The organism is Nocardioides sp. NPDC004968 (assembly GCF_040608935.1).
In the GTDB taxonomy this organism is placed as follows: domain Bacteria; phylum Actinomycetota; class Actinomycetes; order Propionibacteriales; family Nocardioidaceae; genus Nocardioides.
In genome coordinates this window covers 236,149-253,238 of the sequence record NZ_JBEXJF010000001.1, presented here as the reverse complement: position 1 = coordinate 253,238, position 17,090 = coordinate 236,149, and the positions used below count along the sequence as shown (strand labels likewise).

18 protein-coding genes are annotated in these 17,090 nt (G+C 67.9%); 11 read left to right on the top strand and 7 right to left on the bottom strand.

Annotation, left to right across the window (positions count from 1 at the left end; translation table 11 throughout):
- Positions 1–140: 140 nt before the first annotated feature.
- A complete protein-coding gene (locus tag ABZU72_RS01195) occupies positions 141–1,010 on the top strand; it encodes a GIY-YIG nuclease family protein (protein WP_355017082.1) in 870 nt (289 codons plus the stop codon).
- A gap of 61 nt (positions 1,011–1,071) precedes the next feature.
- Here ABZU72_RS01195 and ABZU72_RS01190 read toward each other — a convergent pair whose 3' ends face one another.
- Entirely contained in the window at positions 1,072–1,938 is an 867-nt protein-coding gene (locus ABZU72_RS01190) for a GNAT family N-acetyltransferase (RefSeq protein ID WP_355017330.1), read from the bottom strand.
- Between the two features lie 129 nt (positions 1,939–2,067).
- On the opposite strand from ABZU72_RS01190, the gene zwf reads away from it, so the two are divergent.
- Positions 2,068–3,519 (top strand): glucose-6-phosphate dehydrogenase, encoded by a 1,452-nt coding sequence (zwf, locus tag ABZU72_RS01185; RefSeq protein ID WP_355017081.1) that lies wholly within the window; start codon positions 2,068–2,070, stop codon positions 3,517–3,519.
- A gap of 20 nt (positions 3,520–3,539) precedes the next feature.
- On the opposite strand, the gene ABZU72_RS01180 is transcribed toward zwf, so the two are convergent.
- On the bottom strand, positions 3,540–4,349 hold the full coding sequence (locus tag ABZU72_RS01180; RefSeq protein WP_355017080.1) for an alpha/beta fold hydrolase: 810 nt from the start codon (positions 4,347–4,349) through the stop codon (positions 3,540–3,542).
- A gap of 71 nt (positions 4,350–4,420) precedes the next feature.
- On the opposite strand from ABZU72_RS01180, the gene ABZU72_RS01175 reads away from it, so the two are divergent.
- Positions 4,421–5,260 (top strand): helix-turn-helix domain-containing protein, encoded by an 840-nt coding sequence (locus ABZU72_RS01175; protein ID WP_355017079.1) that lies wholly within the window; start codon positions 4,421–4,423, stop codon positions 5,258–5,260.
- 32 nt (positions 5,261–5,292) lie between these two features.
- Positions 5,293–6,297: a 5'-3' exonuclease H3TH domain-containing protein gene (locus tag ABZU72_RS01170; RefSeq protein WP_355017078.1), complete on the top strand. Its 1,005-nt coding sequence runs from the start codon at positions 5,293–5,295 to the stop codon at positions 6,295–6,297.
- Positions 6,298–6,308: 11 nt separating this feature from the next.
- On the opposite strand, the gene ABZU72_RS01165 is transcribed toward ABZU72_RS01170, so the two are convergent.
- Positions 6,309–7,757 carry a hypothetical protein gene (locus tag ABZU72_RS01165; RefSeq protein ID WP_355017077.1) on the bottom strand — a complete coding sequence of 483 codons (1,449 nt, stop codon included), beginning with the start codon at positions 7,755–7,757 and terminating at the stop codon, positions 6,309–6,311.
- A 42-nt stretch (positions 7,758–7,799) separates the two neighbouring features.
- Entirely contained in the window at positions 7,800–8,561 is a 762-nt protein-coding gene (locus ABZU72_RS01160) for a nucleotidyltransferase domain-containing protein (protein WP_355017076.1), read from the bottom strand.
- Between the two features lie 255 nt (positions 8,562–8,816).
- On the opposite strand from ABZU72_RS01160, the gene ABZU72_RS01155 reads away from it, so the two are divergent.
- A complete protein-coding gene (locus ABZU72_RS01155) occupies positions 8,817–9,755 on the top strand; it encodes a hypothetical protein (protein ID WP_355017075.1) in 939 nt (312 codons plus the stop codon).
- Between the two features lie 60 nt (positions 9,756–9,815).
- Positions 9,816–11,069, top strand: a complete 1,254-nt coding sequence (locus ABZU72_RS01150; protein ID WP_355017074.1) for a hypothetical protein — start codon at positions 9,816–9,818, stop codon at positions 11,067–11,069.
- Between the two features lie 40 nt (positions 11,070–11,109).
- Here the strand turns inward: ABZU72_RS01150 and ABZU72_RS01145 are convergent, their stop codons facing one another.
- Complete coding sequence (locus ABZU72_RS01145; protein WP_355017073.1) at positions 11,110–11,817, bottom strand: hypothetical protein; 708 nt, start codon at positions 11,815–11,817, stop codon at positions 11,110–11,112.
- 122 nt (positions 11,818–11,939) lie between these two features.
- On the bottom strand, positions 11,940–13,124 hold the full coding sequence (locus tag ABZU72_RS01140; RefSeq protein WP_355017072.1) for a PLP-dependent transferase: 1,185 nt from the start codon (positions 13,122–13,124) through the stop codon (positions 11,940–11,942).
- A gap of 114 nt (positions 13,125–13,238) precedes the next feature.
- Here ABZU72_RS01140 and ABZU72_RS01135 point away from each other — a divergent pair, with 114 nt between their 5' ends.
- Entirely contained in the window at positions 13,239–13,730 is a 492-nt protein-coding gene (locus tag ABZU72_RS01135; RefSeq protein ID WP_355017071.1) for an Lrp/AsnC family transcriptional regulator, read from the top strand.
- Positions 13,731–13,752: 22 nt separating this feature from the next.
- On the opposite strand, the gene ABZU72_RS01130 is transcribed toward ABZU72_RS01135, so the two are convergent.
- The gene (locus tag ABZU72_RS01130) at positions 13,753–13,965 is read right to left on the bottom strand and encodes a dodecin (RefSeq protein ID WP_350657846.1); all 213 of its coding nucleotides are present in this window, start codon (positions 13,963–13,965) and stop codon (positions 13,753–13,755) included.
- 158 nt (positions 13,966–14,123) lie between these two features.
- On the opposite strand from ABZU72_RS01130, the gene ABZU72_RS01125 reads away from it, so the two are divergent.
- Genes ABZU72_RS01125 through ABZU72_RS01110 form a run of 4 tightly spaced genes read left to right on the top strand, consistent with a single transcriptional unit; the run spans position 14,124 to position 17,087 of the window.
- Positions 14,124–15,554, top strand: coding sequence for an MFS transporter (locus ABZU72_RS01125; protein WP_355017070.1), 1,431 nt, complete (start codon positions 14,124–14,126; stop codon positions 15,552–15,554).
- Positions 15,551–16,009, top strand: a complete 459-nt coding sequence (locus ABZU72_RS01120) for a hypothetical protein (RefSeq protein ID WP_355017069.1) — start codon at positions 15,551–15,553, stop codon at positions 16,007–16,009. The genes ABZU72_RS01125 and ABZU72_RS01120 overlap by 4 nt, the downstream gene beginning before the upstream one ends.
- A complete protein-coding gene (locus tag ABZU72_RS01115) occupies positions 16,006–16,476 on the top strand; it encodes a GNAT family N-acetyltransferase (RefSeq protein WP_355017068.1) in 471 nt (156 codons plus the stop codon). Before ABZU72_RS01120 ends, ABZU72_RS01115 begins: the two co-directional genes overlap by 4 nt.
- Before the next feature lie 29 nt (positions 16,477–16,505).
- Complete coding sequence (locus tag ABZU72_RS01110) at positions 16,506–17,087, top strand: TetR/AcrR family transcriptional regulator (RefSeq protein ID WP_355017067.1); 582 nt, start codon at positions 16,506–16,508, stop codon at positions 17,085–17,087.
- Positions 17,088–17,090 lie beyond the last annotated feature (3 nt).

Here is a 17,090-nt window from a genome sequence, read left to right as displayed (position 1 = left end):
GCACATCTGGCGCCTGTCGAGATGGTTAGTCACCCCGAAGACGGCGCGTTTGGCGCCACCAGCGATGCGAACGTTATGTAACCGCGCCATGGGGGCGCCGAATGTCGTCGAGATGGTCGGCGTGTAGCTAGATTGCCTTCGTGACGAACCCAGCGCAGCCCAAGCACTTCGACCTGACGCTGGACCATCTTCTGACCGCGGCTGGCATCGAAGACAACGCGGCGGTGCTGTTGGTGCGTCACACGTACAAGCCAGATGGTCTTCGTGGTCCGGCCGACATGACGCTCAACAAGGTACTGGCCTACACGCGCGAACAGCGTCGCAAGGGCAAGGTCCCCGCGAACCCGCCGTCACTCTGGCTGACATTTATCGCCGATGGTGGCCGCAGGTCACGATTCGTCACCGCGTACGAGAACTTTGGCGTGGTCGACGCCCCCGATCACATCCCGTGGAAGCGGGCCCAAGCACACCGCTGGTTCGACCTTCGACAGTCCGAGCTGCTGACAAGCCTACGAGACCGGCTCGTGATCGAATGGACGTCAGACACGATCAACTGGGCGAAGTCTGGGAGGAGCGCCGAGGCGATGCGGGTCGTGGAGATCGCCGATCCTGAGGCGGTCCCCTTCCCTGGATACGACCGGTTCGTCGTCGACTACCCGACGCTCCAGGCCGCCGTTGACGACTCCCGCTACGCCAGTTGGCGCACGGCGCTGGCCGCCGTGCAAGGCATTTATCTGATCGCGGACAAGAAGACCGGCAAGCTGTACGTCGGGAAGGCCGATGGCAGCGAGAGGTTCCTCGGCCGCTGGGCGTCCTATACGCGCGACGGACACGGCGGCAACGTCTTGCTCAAGGAACTGGCCACTACCGATGCCAACCACTCCCAGGACTTCGTCTTCTCGATCCTGAGGGTCTTCGATCCGACCACGCCGACGGCAGAGGTCGATGCAGCCGAATCGCATTACAAGGAAGCGCTTCTGACTCGCCTCCACGGATACAACAAGAACTGACGGCTCATCGCATGCGTTCGGCCAGCCGAGCGCGCAGTCGATACCGGTCCGCCGTCGTTGCCTATGAGCCGGTGCGCTCGTAGCTGTGCAGGTGGTCCACGGCCTCGAATCCCACCGCCTCGTACAGCGCCAAGGCGGCGGTGCGATCCCGCTCGGTGCCCGGGGCATCGTGGTCGACGTAGAGGATCACCTCCCTGGTACCCAGCGAGACAAGGCGGCGCAGCCCGACGCGGAGAACAGATCTGCCTAGTCCGCGGCCGCGATGGGCATCATCGACGTGGAGCCATCCAACGATGCCGGTGCCTGACGGCAGCAGTCCGACCTCGACGACTCCTTCGTCCGGCCCGGCATCCGCGGTGATCCTCCACGATTGAGGATCCTCCCCTTCGGTGACAGTAAACGGGGCGAAAGGATCATCGTCGGCGACTAACGAATCTGTCGGGGTGAGCTCCTGCCGCATGTAGACCCACATGTCCTCGTCGGCGAAACCACGCGAAAGAAGTGCCTGGTGAACGTCGGGACGCAGATGGATAGGCAAACCCTCCATGCCCTCGTCGAGTGCGGTTGCGAAAGAGAAGGCGCGCTGCACTTTTGTGCCCTTCAGCGCGTTCAACGCTGCATCGACCAACGTCCCGACGATCTGGTGGTCATCTGCCGCCAACCACAGGAGATAACCGGCACCATCCGCCTTCGACGTACCGACCGCAACTGCGCCGGCCAACACCCCATCGACAGGGATGACCAAGTGCCGAAGATTCGTGAGCTCTGCCCACCAACCGCCGTCGATGGGGCTGGTGCCATCGAGTGCGGCCTTGACCATCTGGGGAGACACTCGGGGCTGCCCCGGAATCGGCTCCCTCCGCCTCAGCAAGTCGACGAGCTGCTCGAAGTCTGAGTCGGCGTACGGTCTCACCGTCGAGGTCTGCATGGCCACCGTGACCAACTCCTCTCGCTGTCCTCGATGCTACTGGGCGTGGGTGTCGGCTACATCGCTTCGCGCGTGACTGGTAGCGCGAGTCTCTGGCACCGATTACCGCGCGTGGCGGAGACTGGGCATGTGTCCTCCAAACCAGCCCCGCACGTACTCGTCCTCTTCGGCGCGACCGGTGACCTGGCCGCGCGCAAGCTGTTCCCCGGGCTGTATCGGCTCGCCCTTGCGAAGCGGCTTCCCGAGCAGCTCGCGATCATCGGCAGCGGGCGGCGCTCGCCCGGCACCGACGACGAGTTTCGTGACCAGGTTCGCCAGTCGCTGAAGGAGTTCGTCCACGAGATCGACGAGAGCGTCGCCGGGCCGCTGCTGGAGCGGATCCGCTTCGTACCCTCCTCCGCCGAGGACGGGACCGCGCTGGCCCAGGCGGTGCACGAGGCCGAGGATCGGCTTGCGCTGGAGAGCGGGCAGACGGTCGGCGACGTACAACGCCTTCTCTATCTTTCCGTGCCGCCGCAGGCCGTGGAGGGGATGGTCGGGATGTTCGCCCGGGAGAAACTGAACGTCCGCAGCCGGCTGGTCGCGGAGAAGCCGTTCGGCACCGACCTCGTCTCGGCACGCGAGCTCGACGCGGTGCTCAGCGAGGCGTTCGAGGAGGTGCAGGTCTTCCGGATCGACCACTTCATCGGGAAGGAGGCCGTGCAGAACCTGCTGGCGCTGCGCTTCGCCAACGGCCTCTTCGAGCCCGCCTGGAACCGGCACAGCATCGAGTCCGTGCAGATCGACGTACCGGAGAAGCTCACCGTCACCGGGCGCGGCAGCTTCTACGAGGGCACCGGCTGCCTGCGCGACATGGTCACCACCCATCTGTGCCAGCTGCTCGGGTTCGTGGCGATGGAGGATCCGCACGCCTTCCGCGAGGGCGCGATCCGCGCGGCGAAGGCCGCCGCTTTCGCGGCCGTGCGGCCGCTGGATCCGGAGCGCGTGGTCTTCGGGCAGTACGACGGCTACCGCGAGGAGCCGGACGTCGCCGAAGACTCCGACGTGGAGACGTACGTCGCCATCGAGGCGTGGATCGACAACGACCGGTGGCGCGGGGTGCCGTTCTACCTTCGCACCGGCAAGGCGCTCGCGGCCGGGCGGCGGACGATCACGATCCGGTTCATCGACCCGCGACATCAGTGGCTGCAGCCGGCGGACCCTGGGCGCGCCGAGCCCAACGAGCTGGTGATCGAGCTCAGCGACGAGGCCCGGATCGAGATCGACGTCCGGGCCAAGCGCCCCGGCCCCGGCATGGCGCTGGTCGAGGGGGTCTTCCGCCTCGACCTCGCCGAGGACACCCCGGACGCCGGGCCGCTGGAGGCGTACGAGCGGCTGCTCCTCGACGTCATGAACGGCGACCGGACGCTGTTCACCAGTGCGCGGGAGGTGGAGCGGCTGTGGGAGATCTGCCAGCCGGTCCTCGAGCATCGGCCCGACGTGGAGAGCTACCCGCAGGGATCCTGGGGCCCAGAGTCGGCGCTCGAACTGCCGGTCGGCGGCTGGCGGCTGGGCCGGAAGCAGACGAAGCAGTCGACCTAGGCTGCGTACGGCACCGAGGTTCAGCCGAGGAAGTCGAGCAGCAACCGAGCCGTCTCGTCCGGCGCTTCCAGCATTGCGATGTGACCGACCCCGGCGAGGTACTCCACGCGCCCACCCGGCAAGACGTCGTACTCATGGGCCGACTCAGGGTTCCACCGCGGGTCAGCGTCTCCGAAGACCACGAGCGGCCGGCGCCCCAGCCGGAGGAGCCGCTGCGGGATGCTCTGCTCGACGAGGTAGTCGCGGTTCGCCTGCATGATCGCCCTGAACGTCTTGAACGACGTCCGCCTCAGGTCGTCGATGACCGCGTCGCCGATCGTCACCGGCCGCGCGGCAGTGGCGGCGATCCCCTTCCGGAGCAGTGCGTCGGTACGCAGCGGCCACACCAGCGCACCGAGCGCAGCCCCGGTGAGCAGCTTGACCAGCGCGGGCTCTGGAAGTAGTGCCTCCATGCTCGGCCCGGTGCTGATCAACGCCATTGGCCCGACCAGCTCGGGGCGTCGCTCGGCCAAGGCGGTGGCGACGTACCCGCCGCTGGAGTGGCCCGCGACTGCCACGTCCCTGGTGATCCCGAGGTCGTCAAGCACAGCAGCGACTCGGTCGGCCTGGTCCGGGACGGCGTACGTAGCCGCCGTGCTCGAGCTGCCGCAGCCCGGCAGGTCGATCCGCAGCACCCGGAACCGCTCGGCGAGCGCAGGGACCATCGGCCCCCACGTCGAACCGGTCGCACCGGATCCATGGATGAGCAGCAGGGGCGGTGCCGTCTCCGGCCCGTCCTGAATCAGGTGGACACCGTGGGCAATGGGCGTGTCGTACGCAGTCATGCTCATGACGATCTCGTGCAAACCCGCATCTCGTCTTGGACGAATGTCGCGCTTGCCTGCCGCCCTAGCCTTGCGTCATGGACTGGTCGCAGGTGGACGTCACCATCCCCCGCGAGTCGCTCGGCGTCGCGCCGGTCCCGGGTGTCCACATGGCGGGTTTTCACTACTCCGGCACCGGTCCCGTCGACATCAGGATGGTTGCCCACCCGGCGGTCACCCTGCTCTTCGACCTCGGCGACCACGGCTGGACCGCGCATGGCGATGCCGGCACGCACACACGTGGCAGCGTCGCGATCGGGCTTCTGCCCGGCAACGTGAGCCTCACCGGCTCTGGTGCCGGTGCGTGCCTTCAGGTGCGCCTCTCGCCGGTTCTCGCCGCCGAGATCCTCGACACCGCCGGCCTCACCGGCACCTTCGCCGAACTCGATGACGTCCTCGGACCGAAGGCGAGAAAACTCAGCTCCGACCTTCGAAGCACCACCTCGTGGGACGAACGGTTCGCCTTGACGTACGACTTCCTCGGCGATCGTCTCGACGGCCGGCGGAGGGTCGACCGCGAGGTCGCGTACGCCTGGCAGCAGACCTCGCTTCGACAGGGCCGGGCCGATATCCACGCACTGGCCGCGGAGACAGGATGGTCCCGCCAACGCCTCTGGTCCCGCTTCCGGACCCAGCTCGGCCTCTCACCCAAGCGGGCCGCCCGACTCGTACGCTTCGACCACGCCGCCCGACTCCTCGCCGATGGCACTCCGCCCGCTGAGGCTGCAGCTCGTGCGGGCTACTCCGATCAGCCGCATCTCAATCGCGAAGTGCGCTCGATCGTGGATACGACGCCTCTCGGCGTCGCCACCGCGCCCTGGCTTGCCATCGACCATGCCGCCTGGCCGACATTCATGCCGCGAGGCCGTCAGAGATAGCCATCGGACGTCCCGCGCCTACGATGGGCGCGATGTCGATGAACAGCTCGCCGAGCCCCCGCCGCCTCCTGCTCGTCGTCGACGCCCCGTCGCTGCTGCATCGCAACCATCACGCCCGGGCGCACACCCGGATGATCGACCGTGCCGGCCGGCCCGCGTGGGCGCTGCACGGCATGCTGCGGCAGATCCTCGACTCGATCGACGCGTTCGCTCCGGACGCGGTCCTCTTCGGACTCGACGACCGCACCTCGTCCGTACGCAGGGATGCCTATCCCGACTACAAGGCCGGACGCGCTGAGAAGGATCCGATGCTCGTCGAGCAGCTCGGCAGGGCCGGCGCGATGCTCGACGCCCTCGGGCTCGCGACCCTCACTCCCCCGGGCCTCGAGGCCGACGACGTCAACGCCTCCGGGGCGGCGTGGGCGGGCCGCAACGGCTGGAACTGCGTCGTCATCACCTCTGACCGCGACGCGTTCGCGCTGATCAGCGAGCACACCCAGGTCCTGCGGCTGATCAACGGCGGGATCAACGGCTCTCCCCTGCTCAACCCCGCCCGGTTGTATGCGATGTACGGCGTGCCAGCCTCTCGCTATCTGGAGTACGCAGCCCTGCGCGGTGACGCCAGCGACAACCTGCCCGGGGTGAGCGGCATCGGCGAGAAGACCGCCGCCGCCCTCCTCGACCAGGTCGGCCCGATGGAGGGCGTCTGGGCCGACATCGACCACAACTCGGGTCAGATGGTCACCGCGGTCCTCGACGCGTGGGCCGCCGACACCGGCGTACGTCGCATCGGCGCCCGCGTCGTCCGCTCGCTCTCCGCGCCCGACGCCCGTGCGCGCTACGACTTCAACCTGCGGATGATGACCTGCCGCGACGACCTCGACCTCCGACTCACCCCGGACGTCCCCGGCACCCCCGGCCTCCTCCCCCTCGACCTGGATCGCGTCTCCCGCGTCGTCGGCTTCCTCGGTGTCGAAGCGACCACCGCGGTGGCACAACGAGTGCTCAGCACGAATCCCGCTTCAACGGTCTCGTAGACCCCTCGTCTCTAGGCGGTCGAGTTCCACGCTTCTGTGGCAGTGCTCGCCGCCGACGGCCGTGCCGCGTCGATCTGGTTCTCACAGGCGGTGCCCGCCCTCGAGAAGTCGGTGTTCACCACCTTGCCCCGACCCGTCGCCGTCGACCGGATCCACGCGACGATCGTGCCCTTCTCGTTCTCGTTGCCGCAGTCGTACGGCGCGGAGACGACACCGACCAGCCGCGTACCCGTCCAGCCGACTCCGCGAAGCAAGGTCATCACTTTCTTGAGCTCGTCAGGCCGGAAGGAGCCTTCCAGCTTCGGATAGGCGAGCACGTACGGTCCCCCGTTCTCGAGGCCGGCCAGCTCAGGGCCCCACAGAATCACGTATCCGAGCTTCGCGATCTGCTGCAGCTTCGGTGCCACTCGGGCGACCTCGGATGGACGGTCCACGATCTGCGCGGCGCCAGCGCCGTCGCCGTTCCACTCGATCGGCTCCTGCCAGGTCACGGCGAGCTGGAGCTGGGGTCTGACTTCGTTCGCGGCTGTTCCGATAGCACCGACCTCGCTCAGGCTCGCGGTCTTCGCGATGATCTTGGTGAGGCCCAGGTCAATCTCGGAGACGGCGGTCGCACCGGCGTCGAGGAGACTCTGCGTGGCGGCCAAGGCAGGCTCGATCCGCTGGCCCTTGGCGCCGGTATAGGTCACCTTGTCCGCGAGCTCACCGACCTCGATCCGACCGACTTCGTCCTTCTCTAGGGCGCTCTCGAATGCGCGCCAGACAGCGGTCGCCTCACGCTCGTCGCTGACAGTCGCGCGAAGGTCGGAAACCTGCCCGTCTTGCCTGAACTCCATCGTCACGGGCATCCGGAGGACCTTGGCGAGCCGGCCGAGCCTGCTCGCAGTCGCGTCAGGATCCTCGAGCGCCGACCCTCGAATCCACACCGCCGCTCGGTCCGCCGCGGAATCGCCGCCACCACGTACGACGACGTCCCACGGCTGCCCGTCCTGGTTCTCCTCGCCCGCGACCGACGCGACCACCTTCTGCGCGATCTCGACCCGTGCCCTGGGATCTTCCACCTCCACGCGCGCCTGTGGCTGCACGGGCCGATTCTCGAGATGGATGCGGTCCACCTTGGCCTCACGCACCGCGCCGAAGGTCACCAACGCTGCCGCCGCGTCGTCGGTGTCGCCGGCGATCTCGATCTCGGCTGCGCCGAGGCGAGCCACCCACCGGCCACGCATCGGCGTGGCATCCAGGCGCTCGAAGACCTTCTCCGCGCGTCCGGCCGTGATCCCGTCGGTCAGGACGATCTGCTTCTTGGTCGCGTCGAGCTCACGTACGCCAGACGTCTGCGCGACCTCGTCCATCAATCGCTGCTCGACCTGTTTGTCCGAGCCCCACCACCGAGCGCCACCGAGGGCACCGGCAATCAGAACGACGACAGCAACCACCACGAACCAGCGCCCCCGAGTCATGGCCCGATGCTCGCATACGGCGCGGCTGTTGGGCGCGCACCGCTAACGATTCGAATCGTCCATGACCGGGACCGCGCGCTCACCGCGGAATGGGGCGACCTGGTGGTGGCCGTCCCAGAGCCTGCCGCCGGCCTCGGCCAGCGCCGCATCGGCGGCCCGCTCGAGTGGTGTCGTGTCACCTGCCACGGCGAGCTGAAGCGACTCGTGAAGCGTCGTTGTCCAGGTGGTTCCGGCCGCTTCATCGAGCGCGAGGAGCTCGCGTGCCAGCCACTTGCCACCTCCGGCCCAGTGACCGTTGACAGCAAGTACGAGGTCGGCGGTACGGCGCCATGCCTCGACCGCGATCGCGGCGCCGATCGGACCCGGGGCGGCGCCGCGAAGGTCATCGACGAGATCACTCAGCGCATAGCGGGCGCTGTCGAGTGCATCATTCGACAGAGGGCCGGGTCCGGTTTCGAGCGTCTGCTCGCATTGCTTCCGGATCTCGGCACCAGCCTCGCCCGGCAGGAGCTCGACTCCTCTCGCGATCAGCCTGGCCATCGTGGGCTTGCGCTGCGCGAGGTCCTTGGCGACGAAGTGCCGGATGCTCGCCTCCGAATGGACGAACAGCTCGACCGGCCAGCCCTCGAAGAGCAGCGACTCACGGTGCACCACGGCGCTCTCATCGAGCACCGTGATGTCGAGATCCGAGGTCGCCGTGGCCTCGCCGAGAACGACCGAGCCCCCGAGCCACGCCTGGGTCGCAGCCGGGAACCGCTCACCGACCAGGTTGCGGGCGGCATCGAGCGGTGCTGGGCGTGTCATGTGTGCCAGCCTGACCGCTTCTCACCCGCCGACACAATCGGGTTTCGACCGGATCGGCACCCATCTCCTCCGCAGAATTTGCGTGAGATTGCTCCTGGACCAGAACCTGCCGTACTCGACCGCTGATCGTGCGCCTTCCGCAGATCGATACCGCGACGGACCACTCAGAGTTCGCCTGGCCTTTTCTACCCGATTTGGGCGAGTGCGATCGATTAGGCGACGTACGTCATGCCTGGCCCCGGATAGAACGGGCCCGTGACCGTTACGGACGCCAACCTGTCCTGGACCAGCCCGGAGTGGAGGGAGCGCGGCGACTCCGTATGGCAACGGACACTTCGGCTGCAACAGTCGTGGTGGCGACAGGCCCGAAAGGGAGTGCCTGCTGGACCCATGACGGGTGGCTCCAGGCTCGTGTCGTCGATGCTTCCAACCGGCACCGAGTGGGTGCCCAACCTGATGACGCAGGCGGCAGTCGACGCGGCGAAGCGAGCGAGAGATGACCTCGTGGCCGAGCGGAGACCGGGCATCATCCAGCTCGACCGCCTTCACCGAAACCTCCTCTCCTCCCAGCCTCTGTGCTTCAACCTCTTCGGGCATCTCTCCGCCGACCCTTCGGTGCTCTTTGAGTGGGTTCACTCGTTCCAGGACGACGTCGAGACCGTTGACGAGGTGCGGCTCGAATGGGCACCGCTCACCGGGAACACCGGCGGCTCCGCGTTCGACGCCTTCATCAGCTACACGCGGAGAGGCGGTGCAAGGGGGTTCCTCGGGATCGAGTGCAAGTACGCAGAGAATCTCGCCAAGGCACAACCCAAGCCGGCGCATGAGAAGTTCAAGGTCGAGACTGCAGACGGTCCATGGCGCCGGGGCGCAGAGACGCGGCTGGACCGGCCCAGGCTTCGCCAGTTCTGGTACAACCAGCTCCTCACCCAGCGGGTCTTGTCCACCGGTGACTTCACCAGCGGGATCGGCGTCGTCGTCGCCTGCCACGACGATGCGTCCGCTCGCGGCGTCGTCGAGTCGATCTGCGCCGAACTCGACGATCCGACCACTCTCCGCTTCTCGTCGATCAACGATGTGGTGGACGCCGTCGCCGGCAACGAGTCCTGGCGCCTGGACTTCGCCGAGCGCTACCTGACGTACGACCAGATTCCCGCCCGCCTGGCTGCGGCAAAGAATTCCAACTCGATGTGACCATCCGTCCGCCAGCACAACTCCACGACCACTTCCCTGCCCAAACCTCAGGAACGAACGATGGATAACGAGATTCAACTCATCAATGACGGCAACGGTCTAGCGGTCATCGGGGACCCAAGCGCGGTCGAACGGTTCCTGGTCACCGAAGGGCTGCCGTCCACGGACCTTGGGCTGAAGCGACTCGGGACAGTTCTGAGCGCAGGAGCAGCCACCGCCCAGGCAGGATCGGAGCTCGCCTCCAACTCAGGACGATGGGTGAAACTCTCCAAGGAGTCCGCGAGGGCTATCGACAAGTACGGCCTGAGAACAAGCTCGAAGAGCGGCCTCAGCACCGGTGTGCTCAAGGGAAACAAGGGTCAGATCAAGGGCTTTGTCGAGTTCGCGTCGAAGCCTGGGGCCATCCTGACAAACCCCGCGCTTCTCGCCGGCGCAGCCGGGATCATGGCGCAGCTTGCGATGCAGCAGACCATGGAGGAGATCACCGACTACCTCGCCGCGATCGACGAGAAGGTCGACGATGTGCTCCGCGCGCAGAAGGACAATGTGCTCGCGAGCATGATCGGAGCCGGCTTCGTCATCGAGGAAGCCATGACGATCAGAGATCAGCGTGGCCGGGTCGATGAAGTCACCTGGTCCAAGGTTCAGACCATGCCAGCGACTATCGCCGAGACCCAGGCGTACGCATTGCGCCAGCTCGACGCACTCGCGGAGAAGATGGAGAAGAAATCCAAGGTCGGCGACCTCGCAGAGATCGCAAAGGAAGCTGAGACCAAGGCGCAGGAATGGCTCGCCGTTCTCGCCCGCTGCTTCGGCCTTCAGGACGCGATCGCAGTCCTCGAACTCGACCGTGTGCTGGACGCGTCACCCGACGAGCTCGACGGCCACCGCCTCGGCCTCCAGACAGCCAGGAAGAACCGTCTGGATCTCATCTCGAAGTGCACCGCTCGTCTGATGGCCCGCATGGACGCCGCCGCTGACACAGCGAACACCAAGGTGCTCCTGAATCCGACCAAAGCTCCTAGCGTCGTGCAGTCGAGCAACCACGTCTCGGGCGCAATCATCGAGTTCCACGGCCGCCTCGGGATCACACACGACCGCGATTCGCTGGAAGCAAGGCGGTGGACTGAGGCTGCCACCGAGGCGCGAGACAGAGCTCTCGAGACCGGAGCAGACAAGGTCGAAGGCGCCAAGCGTCTCAGCATCGACACCTTCAGCCGTGCCAAATCGACCACTGGCAAGCTCTCCGAGCGGATCGCAGAACGCGCCCGCACGCTGCGCGCGGATAATGACCTACAGGACGACCAGAGTTAATGACCCGTTGCGGGTCAGTGACCTGCAAGGAGACTCTCGCTCACGCCCACCGGTCTTGGAGCTCAGCGACCAGCCGCTCCGCGTCGCGCGTGTCGGGTGCGCCACCCACGGCGTCGAGGGTCGACTGCGGAAGCACGACGTACCGACCGGCACCGTTCAGATCGAGATCGCTCAGCGGGTCGACCGAACCGGTCTGGGAGAGGTCGAGGACCTGGATGCTCTCGCTGATCCTGTCGAGGAGATCCTGGCCCGTGGTGGCCTTCACCTGGGCGATCTGCGCGGCGAGCTCCGACGCGGCGGCGCGAGTGTCACGTACGGCCACCTCGGCGACCTTCATGTTGTTCGCCGCGGCCTGCATGTTCTGCATGGCCGCGTCGTGCTGCTTCTCGGCTTCCTTCTTGTTCTGGTCGGCAACGGTAGCCGCGCCCTTCGCCGCGGCGCCCGTGACTGACACGCCGAGGAGTGCGCCGAGCACGAACAGCGCGATGTTCTGGACCCGGTCGATGATGCCGAGCAGTTGCTCCCAGTCTGCGCGCTCCTGCGCCTCGTTGTGCTGGACGATGTAGACCCAGCCGTACGCCAGGACCACAAGCAAAGCGATCAGAGCAACGGCCGCTATGGCCGCCGAGATCTGCCACGGCCACCTGCCGACTGGCGCCGGGTTCTGCACGTCGGGGCTCTCTTGCACCGGTGCTGGCTCTTGGAGCACGGTCGGAGCCTCTGTATCCCCGTTCGCGTTCTGCGTCATCGCGTCTCCCCTGGGCTGTAAGAAGTGACGTCGACGCTCCTCCCTCGCGAATCGGTGGCGTGAAGCCGCAGGGCGAGGTACCGAGTATTCGGCACACGAAGACCGCGGCCCTCCCAGGTTGCTCAGGCGAACTCGGGCGTGCTCGAGAGGGCCCGGTCGAGGTCGGTCATCAGATCCTCCGGGCTCTCGAGGCCGATGGAGAGGCGTACGAGGTTCGCGGAGGGCTTGGCGTGGGCGGCGACCGGGCGGTGGGTGAGGCCGGCGGGGTGCTGGATGAGCGAGTCGACGCCGCCGAGCGAGACGGCGTGGGTGAAGAGCTGGACGGACGAGGTCAGGCGGGCGGCTGCTTCGTACCCGCCGCGCAGGGCGATCGTGACCATGGCGCCGGGGCCGCGCATCTGCTTGCCGACCAGGCCCCGATCGTCGTCCTCCCCGGGGAAGTAGACCCGCTCGACTGCCGGATGCGCTTGCAGCCATGCCGCGATCTCGGCCGCGCCGGCCTGCTGGGTCCGTACGCGGGTGGGCAGGGTGGCGAGGCCGCGGTGCAGGAGGTAGGCGCCCAGGGGGTGCAGGAGGCCGCCGGTTACCGCGCGGACCTGGCGCAGGCGGGCAGCGGTCTCCTCGTCGCACGCGATCACACCACCGACGACGTCACCGTGGCCGCCGATGTACTTGGTGGCGCTGTGCAGCGACATCGCCGCGCCCAGGGTGAGCGGGTTCTGCAGGACCGGGGTGGCGAAGGTGTTGTCCACGAGCACCGGTACGTCACCGGCGGCTGCGACGACCGACGCGACGTCGACGAGGTCGAGGGTCGGGTTGGCCGGGGTCTCCAGGACGACCAGAGCCGTGTCCGTCCGGACGGAGGCGGCGACCTCGTGCTCCGCACAGAAGGTCGCCTCCACGCCGAGCAGGCCGGAGGCGAGCAGGTGGTCGGTGCCGCCATAGAGCGGCCGGACCGCGACGACGTGCCGCTTGCCGCTGAAGGAGGTGCTCGCGATGATCGCTGCCGTCATGGCCGCCATCCCCGAGGCGTACGCGACCGACGTCTCGGCCTGCTCGAGCTGTGCCAGCGCCGACTCGAACCGCGCGACGGTGGGGTTCCACAGCCGCTGGTAGACGGACCCGCCGTCCGGGAGCGGATGACCGCCGGTCGCCATGGCCTCGTACGACGCGCCACCGCGCTCGATGTCGGGGAGCGGATTGGTCGAGGACAGGTCGATCGGGAGGGCGTGGACACCGAACATCGCCAGGTCCTCCCGTCCGGCGTGGACGGCGAGCGAGTCGAGGTGAGGGTTCGCAATCGGCATGACCCGATGCTCGCGAGAACCACAAGATCAAGCCATATCGATTGCCGAAGATCCCATCGAATCCCTGATACTGACGTCTTCGAGCAACTCGACCAGTGATCCAGGTGAGCCCCGTTGGCGAAAGTACAACCATCCGTAGCCGCCCTCGACTCCGTCGACCGCCGCATCCTGAGCGAGCTCGCCATCAACCCCGAGCTCACCAACAAGGCCCTCGCCTCGCGTCTCGGCCTCGCCGAGTCGACCTGCGCCTACCGGTTGCGGGCCCTGCGCGACAACGGCGTCATCACCGGCCGCCGCCTCGACGTCGACGTCCGCTCCCTCGGCTACCCGCTGCAGGCCGTGATCAAGGTGCGGCTCGGCAGCCACAGCAAGGAGCACGTCGAGAAGCTCTACGACGATCTGGCCACGACCCACGGCGTGATCCAGGCCTTCCACGTCGCCGGCGCGGACGACTTCCATCTCCACGTCGCCGTCGAGGACGCCGAGGCGCTGCGCGACTTCGTGCTGCAGCACGTGACCGTCCACCGGGTCGTACGGCAGACCGAGACGCAGCTCGTGTTCGAGCTGCGCGAGGGGCCGGGCGTACTGCCACGCGACCCCGCGTAACCTGTTCAGCGCTGCGGCGCCGTCACTCGTCCTCCATCCGGAAGCCGACCTTCAGCCCGACCTGGAAGTGCTGGATGTCGTCGTCGTCGACGTGCCCGCGGATCTGCGTGACCTCGAACCAGTCCAGGTGACGCAGCGTCTTGCTTGCTCGGCCGACGCCGTTGCGGATCGCCTGCTCGAGTCCTTCGTCGGAGGTCCCGACGATCTCGGTGACGCGGTAGGTGTGTGAAGACATGCTCCTGCCCCTTCTCTCGATGCTCGCTGTATCCACCTTGGGCGCGACGTCGGGACCGTGCAAGGGGTGAAGTCCCGAGAAACTCCGTTGTTGAACACCGATGTTCGAGTTAGTATCTCGTACATCAATGTTCGACTTGCGCCCTCAGGAGATGCGCCATGACTTCAGACAGCAACGCCGGCGAAGCCGTCGCCCAGACCGCCGACCCGCGCCGATGGCGGCTGCTCGGGTTGCTGGGGTTGGCGCAGTTCATGCTGATCCTCGACGTCACCGTGGTGGCGATCGCGCTACCGCACATGGGCGCCGACCTCGGCCTCGGGCGCGATGCGCTGACCTGGGTGGTGAGTGCGTACACGCTCGCGTTCGGCGGGCTGATGCTGCTCGGCGGGCGGGCCGCCGACCTGTTCGGCCCGAAGCCGGTGGTGCTCGCGGGGCTCGCGACCTTCACCGTGGCCTCACTGGCCACCGGTCTCGCCACCAGCGCGGAGCTGGCGATCGGCGGACGGGTCGCGCAGGGGGTCGGGGCGGCGATGCTCTCCCCCGCTGCCCTCTCGATCGTGGTCCGGCTCTTCGACGGCGACGAGCGCAACCGCGCCCTCGGGATCTGGTCGGCACTGGGCGCCGGAGGAGCGGCGATCGGCGTACTCCTCGGCGGTGCCCTGACCGCCGGGCCGGGTTGGGAGTGGGTGTTCCTGATCAACGTGCCCGTCGGAGTCGTCGTGGCGATCATCCTGGCCAGGCAGCTCCCGGCGCTGCCGGCGTGGGGAGGCGACGTACGTCTCGATCTCGTCGGCGCGCTGATCGTCACCGTCTCCACGGGGCTGCTGATCCTCGGCTTCATCGAGGCCGGCGACGAGGGCTGGGCCTCGACCCGCACCCTCGTCCTCCTCGCGGGCGGAATCGTCGGATATGTCGTCCTGGCCGGCTGGTTGCGACGCACGCCCCACCCCCTCATCGACCCGGCACTGGTCACCCGGCGGCCGGTCCTGTCCGGCACCTTCGTGCTGTTCGTCGCGACCGGGCTGATGGTGGCGGTGTTCTTCCTCGGGACGTTCTACCTGCAGAGTGCCGCCGGACACGGGCCACTCACGACCGGGCTGCTGTTCCTCCCCGTCGCCGCCGCGACCATGGTCGGCGCGCAGCTGGCCGGCCGATTCATCGGCCGTCTCGGCGCTCGCACCCTCGGGATCGCCGGGCTGCTCGTCGCCGCCGCCGGGCTCGTCGTACCCGCGATCAGCATGAGCACGCTGTCCACCGTGATCGCGGTCAGCGTCGGCTCCGCCGGCCTCGGCGTCCTCTTCGTGGTCGCGGCCGCGTCCGCCCTGAGCCAGGTCGAGCCGCAGCTCGCGGGCGTCGCCTCCGGCATCCTGAGCACCTTCCACGAGCTCGGCGCCTCGCTCGGCGCCGCGGTCATGTCCGGCGTCGCCGCGGCCAGCCTCGTCGACGGCACCACCGACGGCTTCGAGAGGGCCTACCTGGTCGCGGCCGTGATCGCTGCGCTCGCCGCCGTCCTCGCCGGGGCACTGATCCCCGGTCGACCCACATCCACGGAGACCCACCAAGAGCCCCATCAGGAGACCGAGTCATGACGAAGACCCACCGCCCCAGACCCCGCGCGCTCTCGTTCGCGCTCCACTACCTCCAGATGGTCATCGCGATGGTCGTCGGGATGATGGTGCTCTACCCGCTCTGGCAGCTCGCCGTCGGCGGAGCGCCGGAGAGCGCGTGGGTGCATCGCGCCGACGTCGACTCGCTGGTCATGGCCACCACGATGGTGATCCCGATGGCTGCCTGGATGCGCTTCCGCGGCCACGGGTCGAGGCCGATCGTCGAGATGTCGGCAGCGATGTACGCCGGCTTCGTGGTCCTCTTCCCCTTCCTCTGGCTCGGGGTCATCGACGCGGGTGGCCTGATGCTGCTCGGTCACGTACTCATGCTGCTCTTCATGCTCGCCGCGATGCTCGCGCGCCCCGCCGAATACTCCGGCAGCCACGCCCACCACGCCCAGCACTCCCCCGCCGCGACCGACCAGGAACCAGCATGACCGCCGACACCCACCCGGACGTCGTCGTACGCCGAGCCACCCCCGAGGACGCCGAGACCGTCCGCACGCTCATCGGCGAGATCGCCGCCCACCAGGCCCAGTCCGGCTCCGTCACCGTGACCGCCGCTCAGTGGGCCGGCTACCTCGAGCGCCCGGACATCATCGTGCTGCTCGCCGAGATCGACCGAGAGCCGGTCGGCTACGTCTCGGCCGTACGCCGCCTGCACCTGTGGTCGGGCGGCGACATCATCGCCCTCGACGACCTCTACGTCCGCCCCGGCCATCGCGACGCCGGTGTCGGCAGGCGGCTGATGGCCGCGCTTGCGAAGCGTGCCGGCGGCCTCACGATCACCTGGGGCGTACAACCCGACAACGACGCCGCGATCCGGTTCTATCGACGCCTCGGCGCAACCGTCCGCGCCAAGGTGATGTGCGCGTGGCCGGCCGCACGGCAGCCGATACCCTGATGGTCAACATCTCGTGGGAGGTTCCGGCCGTGACGACCCTCAAGCGCGCCGACGCACGCAAGAACATCGAGTCGATCATGGACGCGGCAACCGCCTGCCTCGCCCGCGATCCCGACGTCAGCGTCGCCGACATCGCCAAGGCGGCGGGCGTCGGGCGGGTCACGCTCTACGGCCACTTCGAGTCCCGGGCGACCCTGGTCACCAAGGTCGTCGAACGCGCGATCCAGCAGTCCGACGAGGCCCTCGGCGCGGTCGACCTCGACGGCGACCCCCGTGCCGCCCTCAGCCGACTCCTCGAGGCGTCGTGGCGACTCACCCAGCAGTACGGCGCGCTGATCGTCGCCGCCGAGCAGAGCATGCCCCACGAGCAGTTCCAGGCGGTCCACATCGGGCTGATCGACCGCTGGAAGCCGCTCATGGAGCGCGGTCGCGGCGACGGCAGCTTCCGCGACGACCAGCCGCTCGAGTGGCAGCTGACCCTGCTCCAGAGCGTCCTCCACGCCGCCTCCGGCGCCGTCTACCGGGGCGAGATCAAGGCGGCCGAAGCCGCCGCCCTGATCGACGGCACCCTCCAGGCCGCCCTCACCCCTCCCGGCGCCACCCGCGGCTGACGC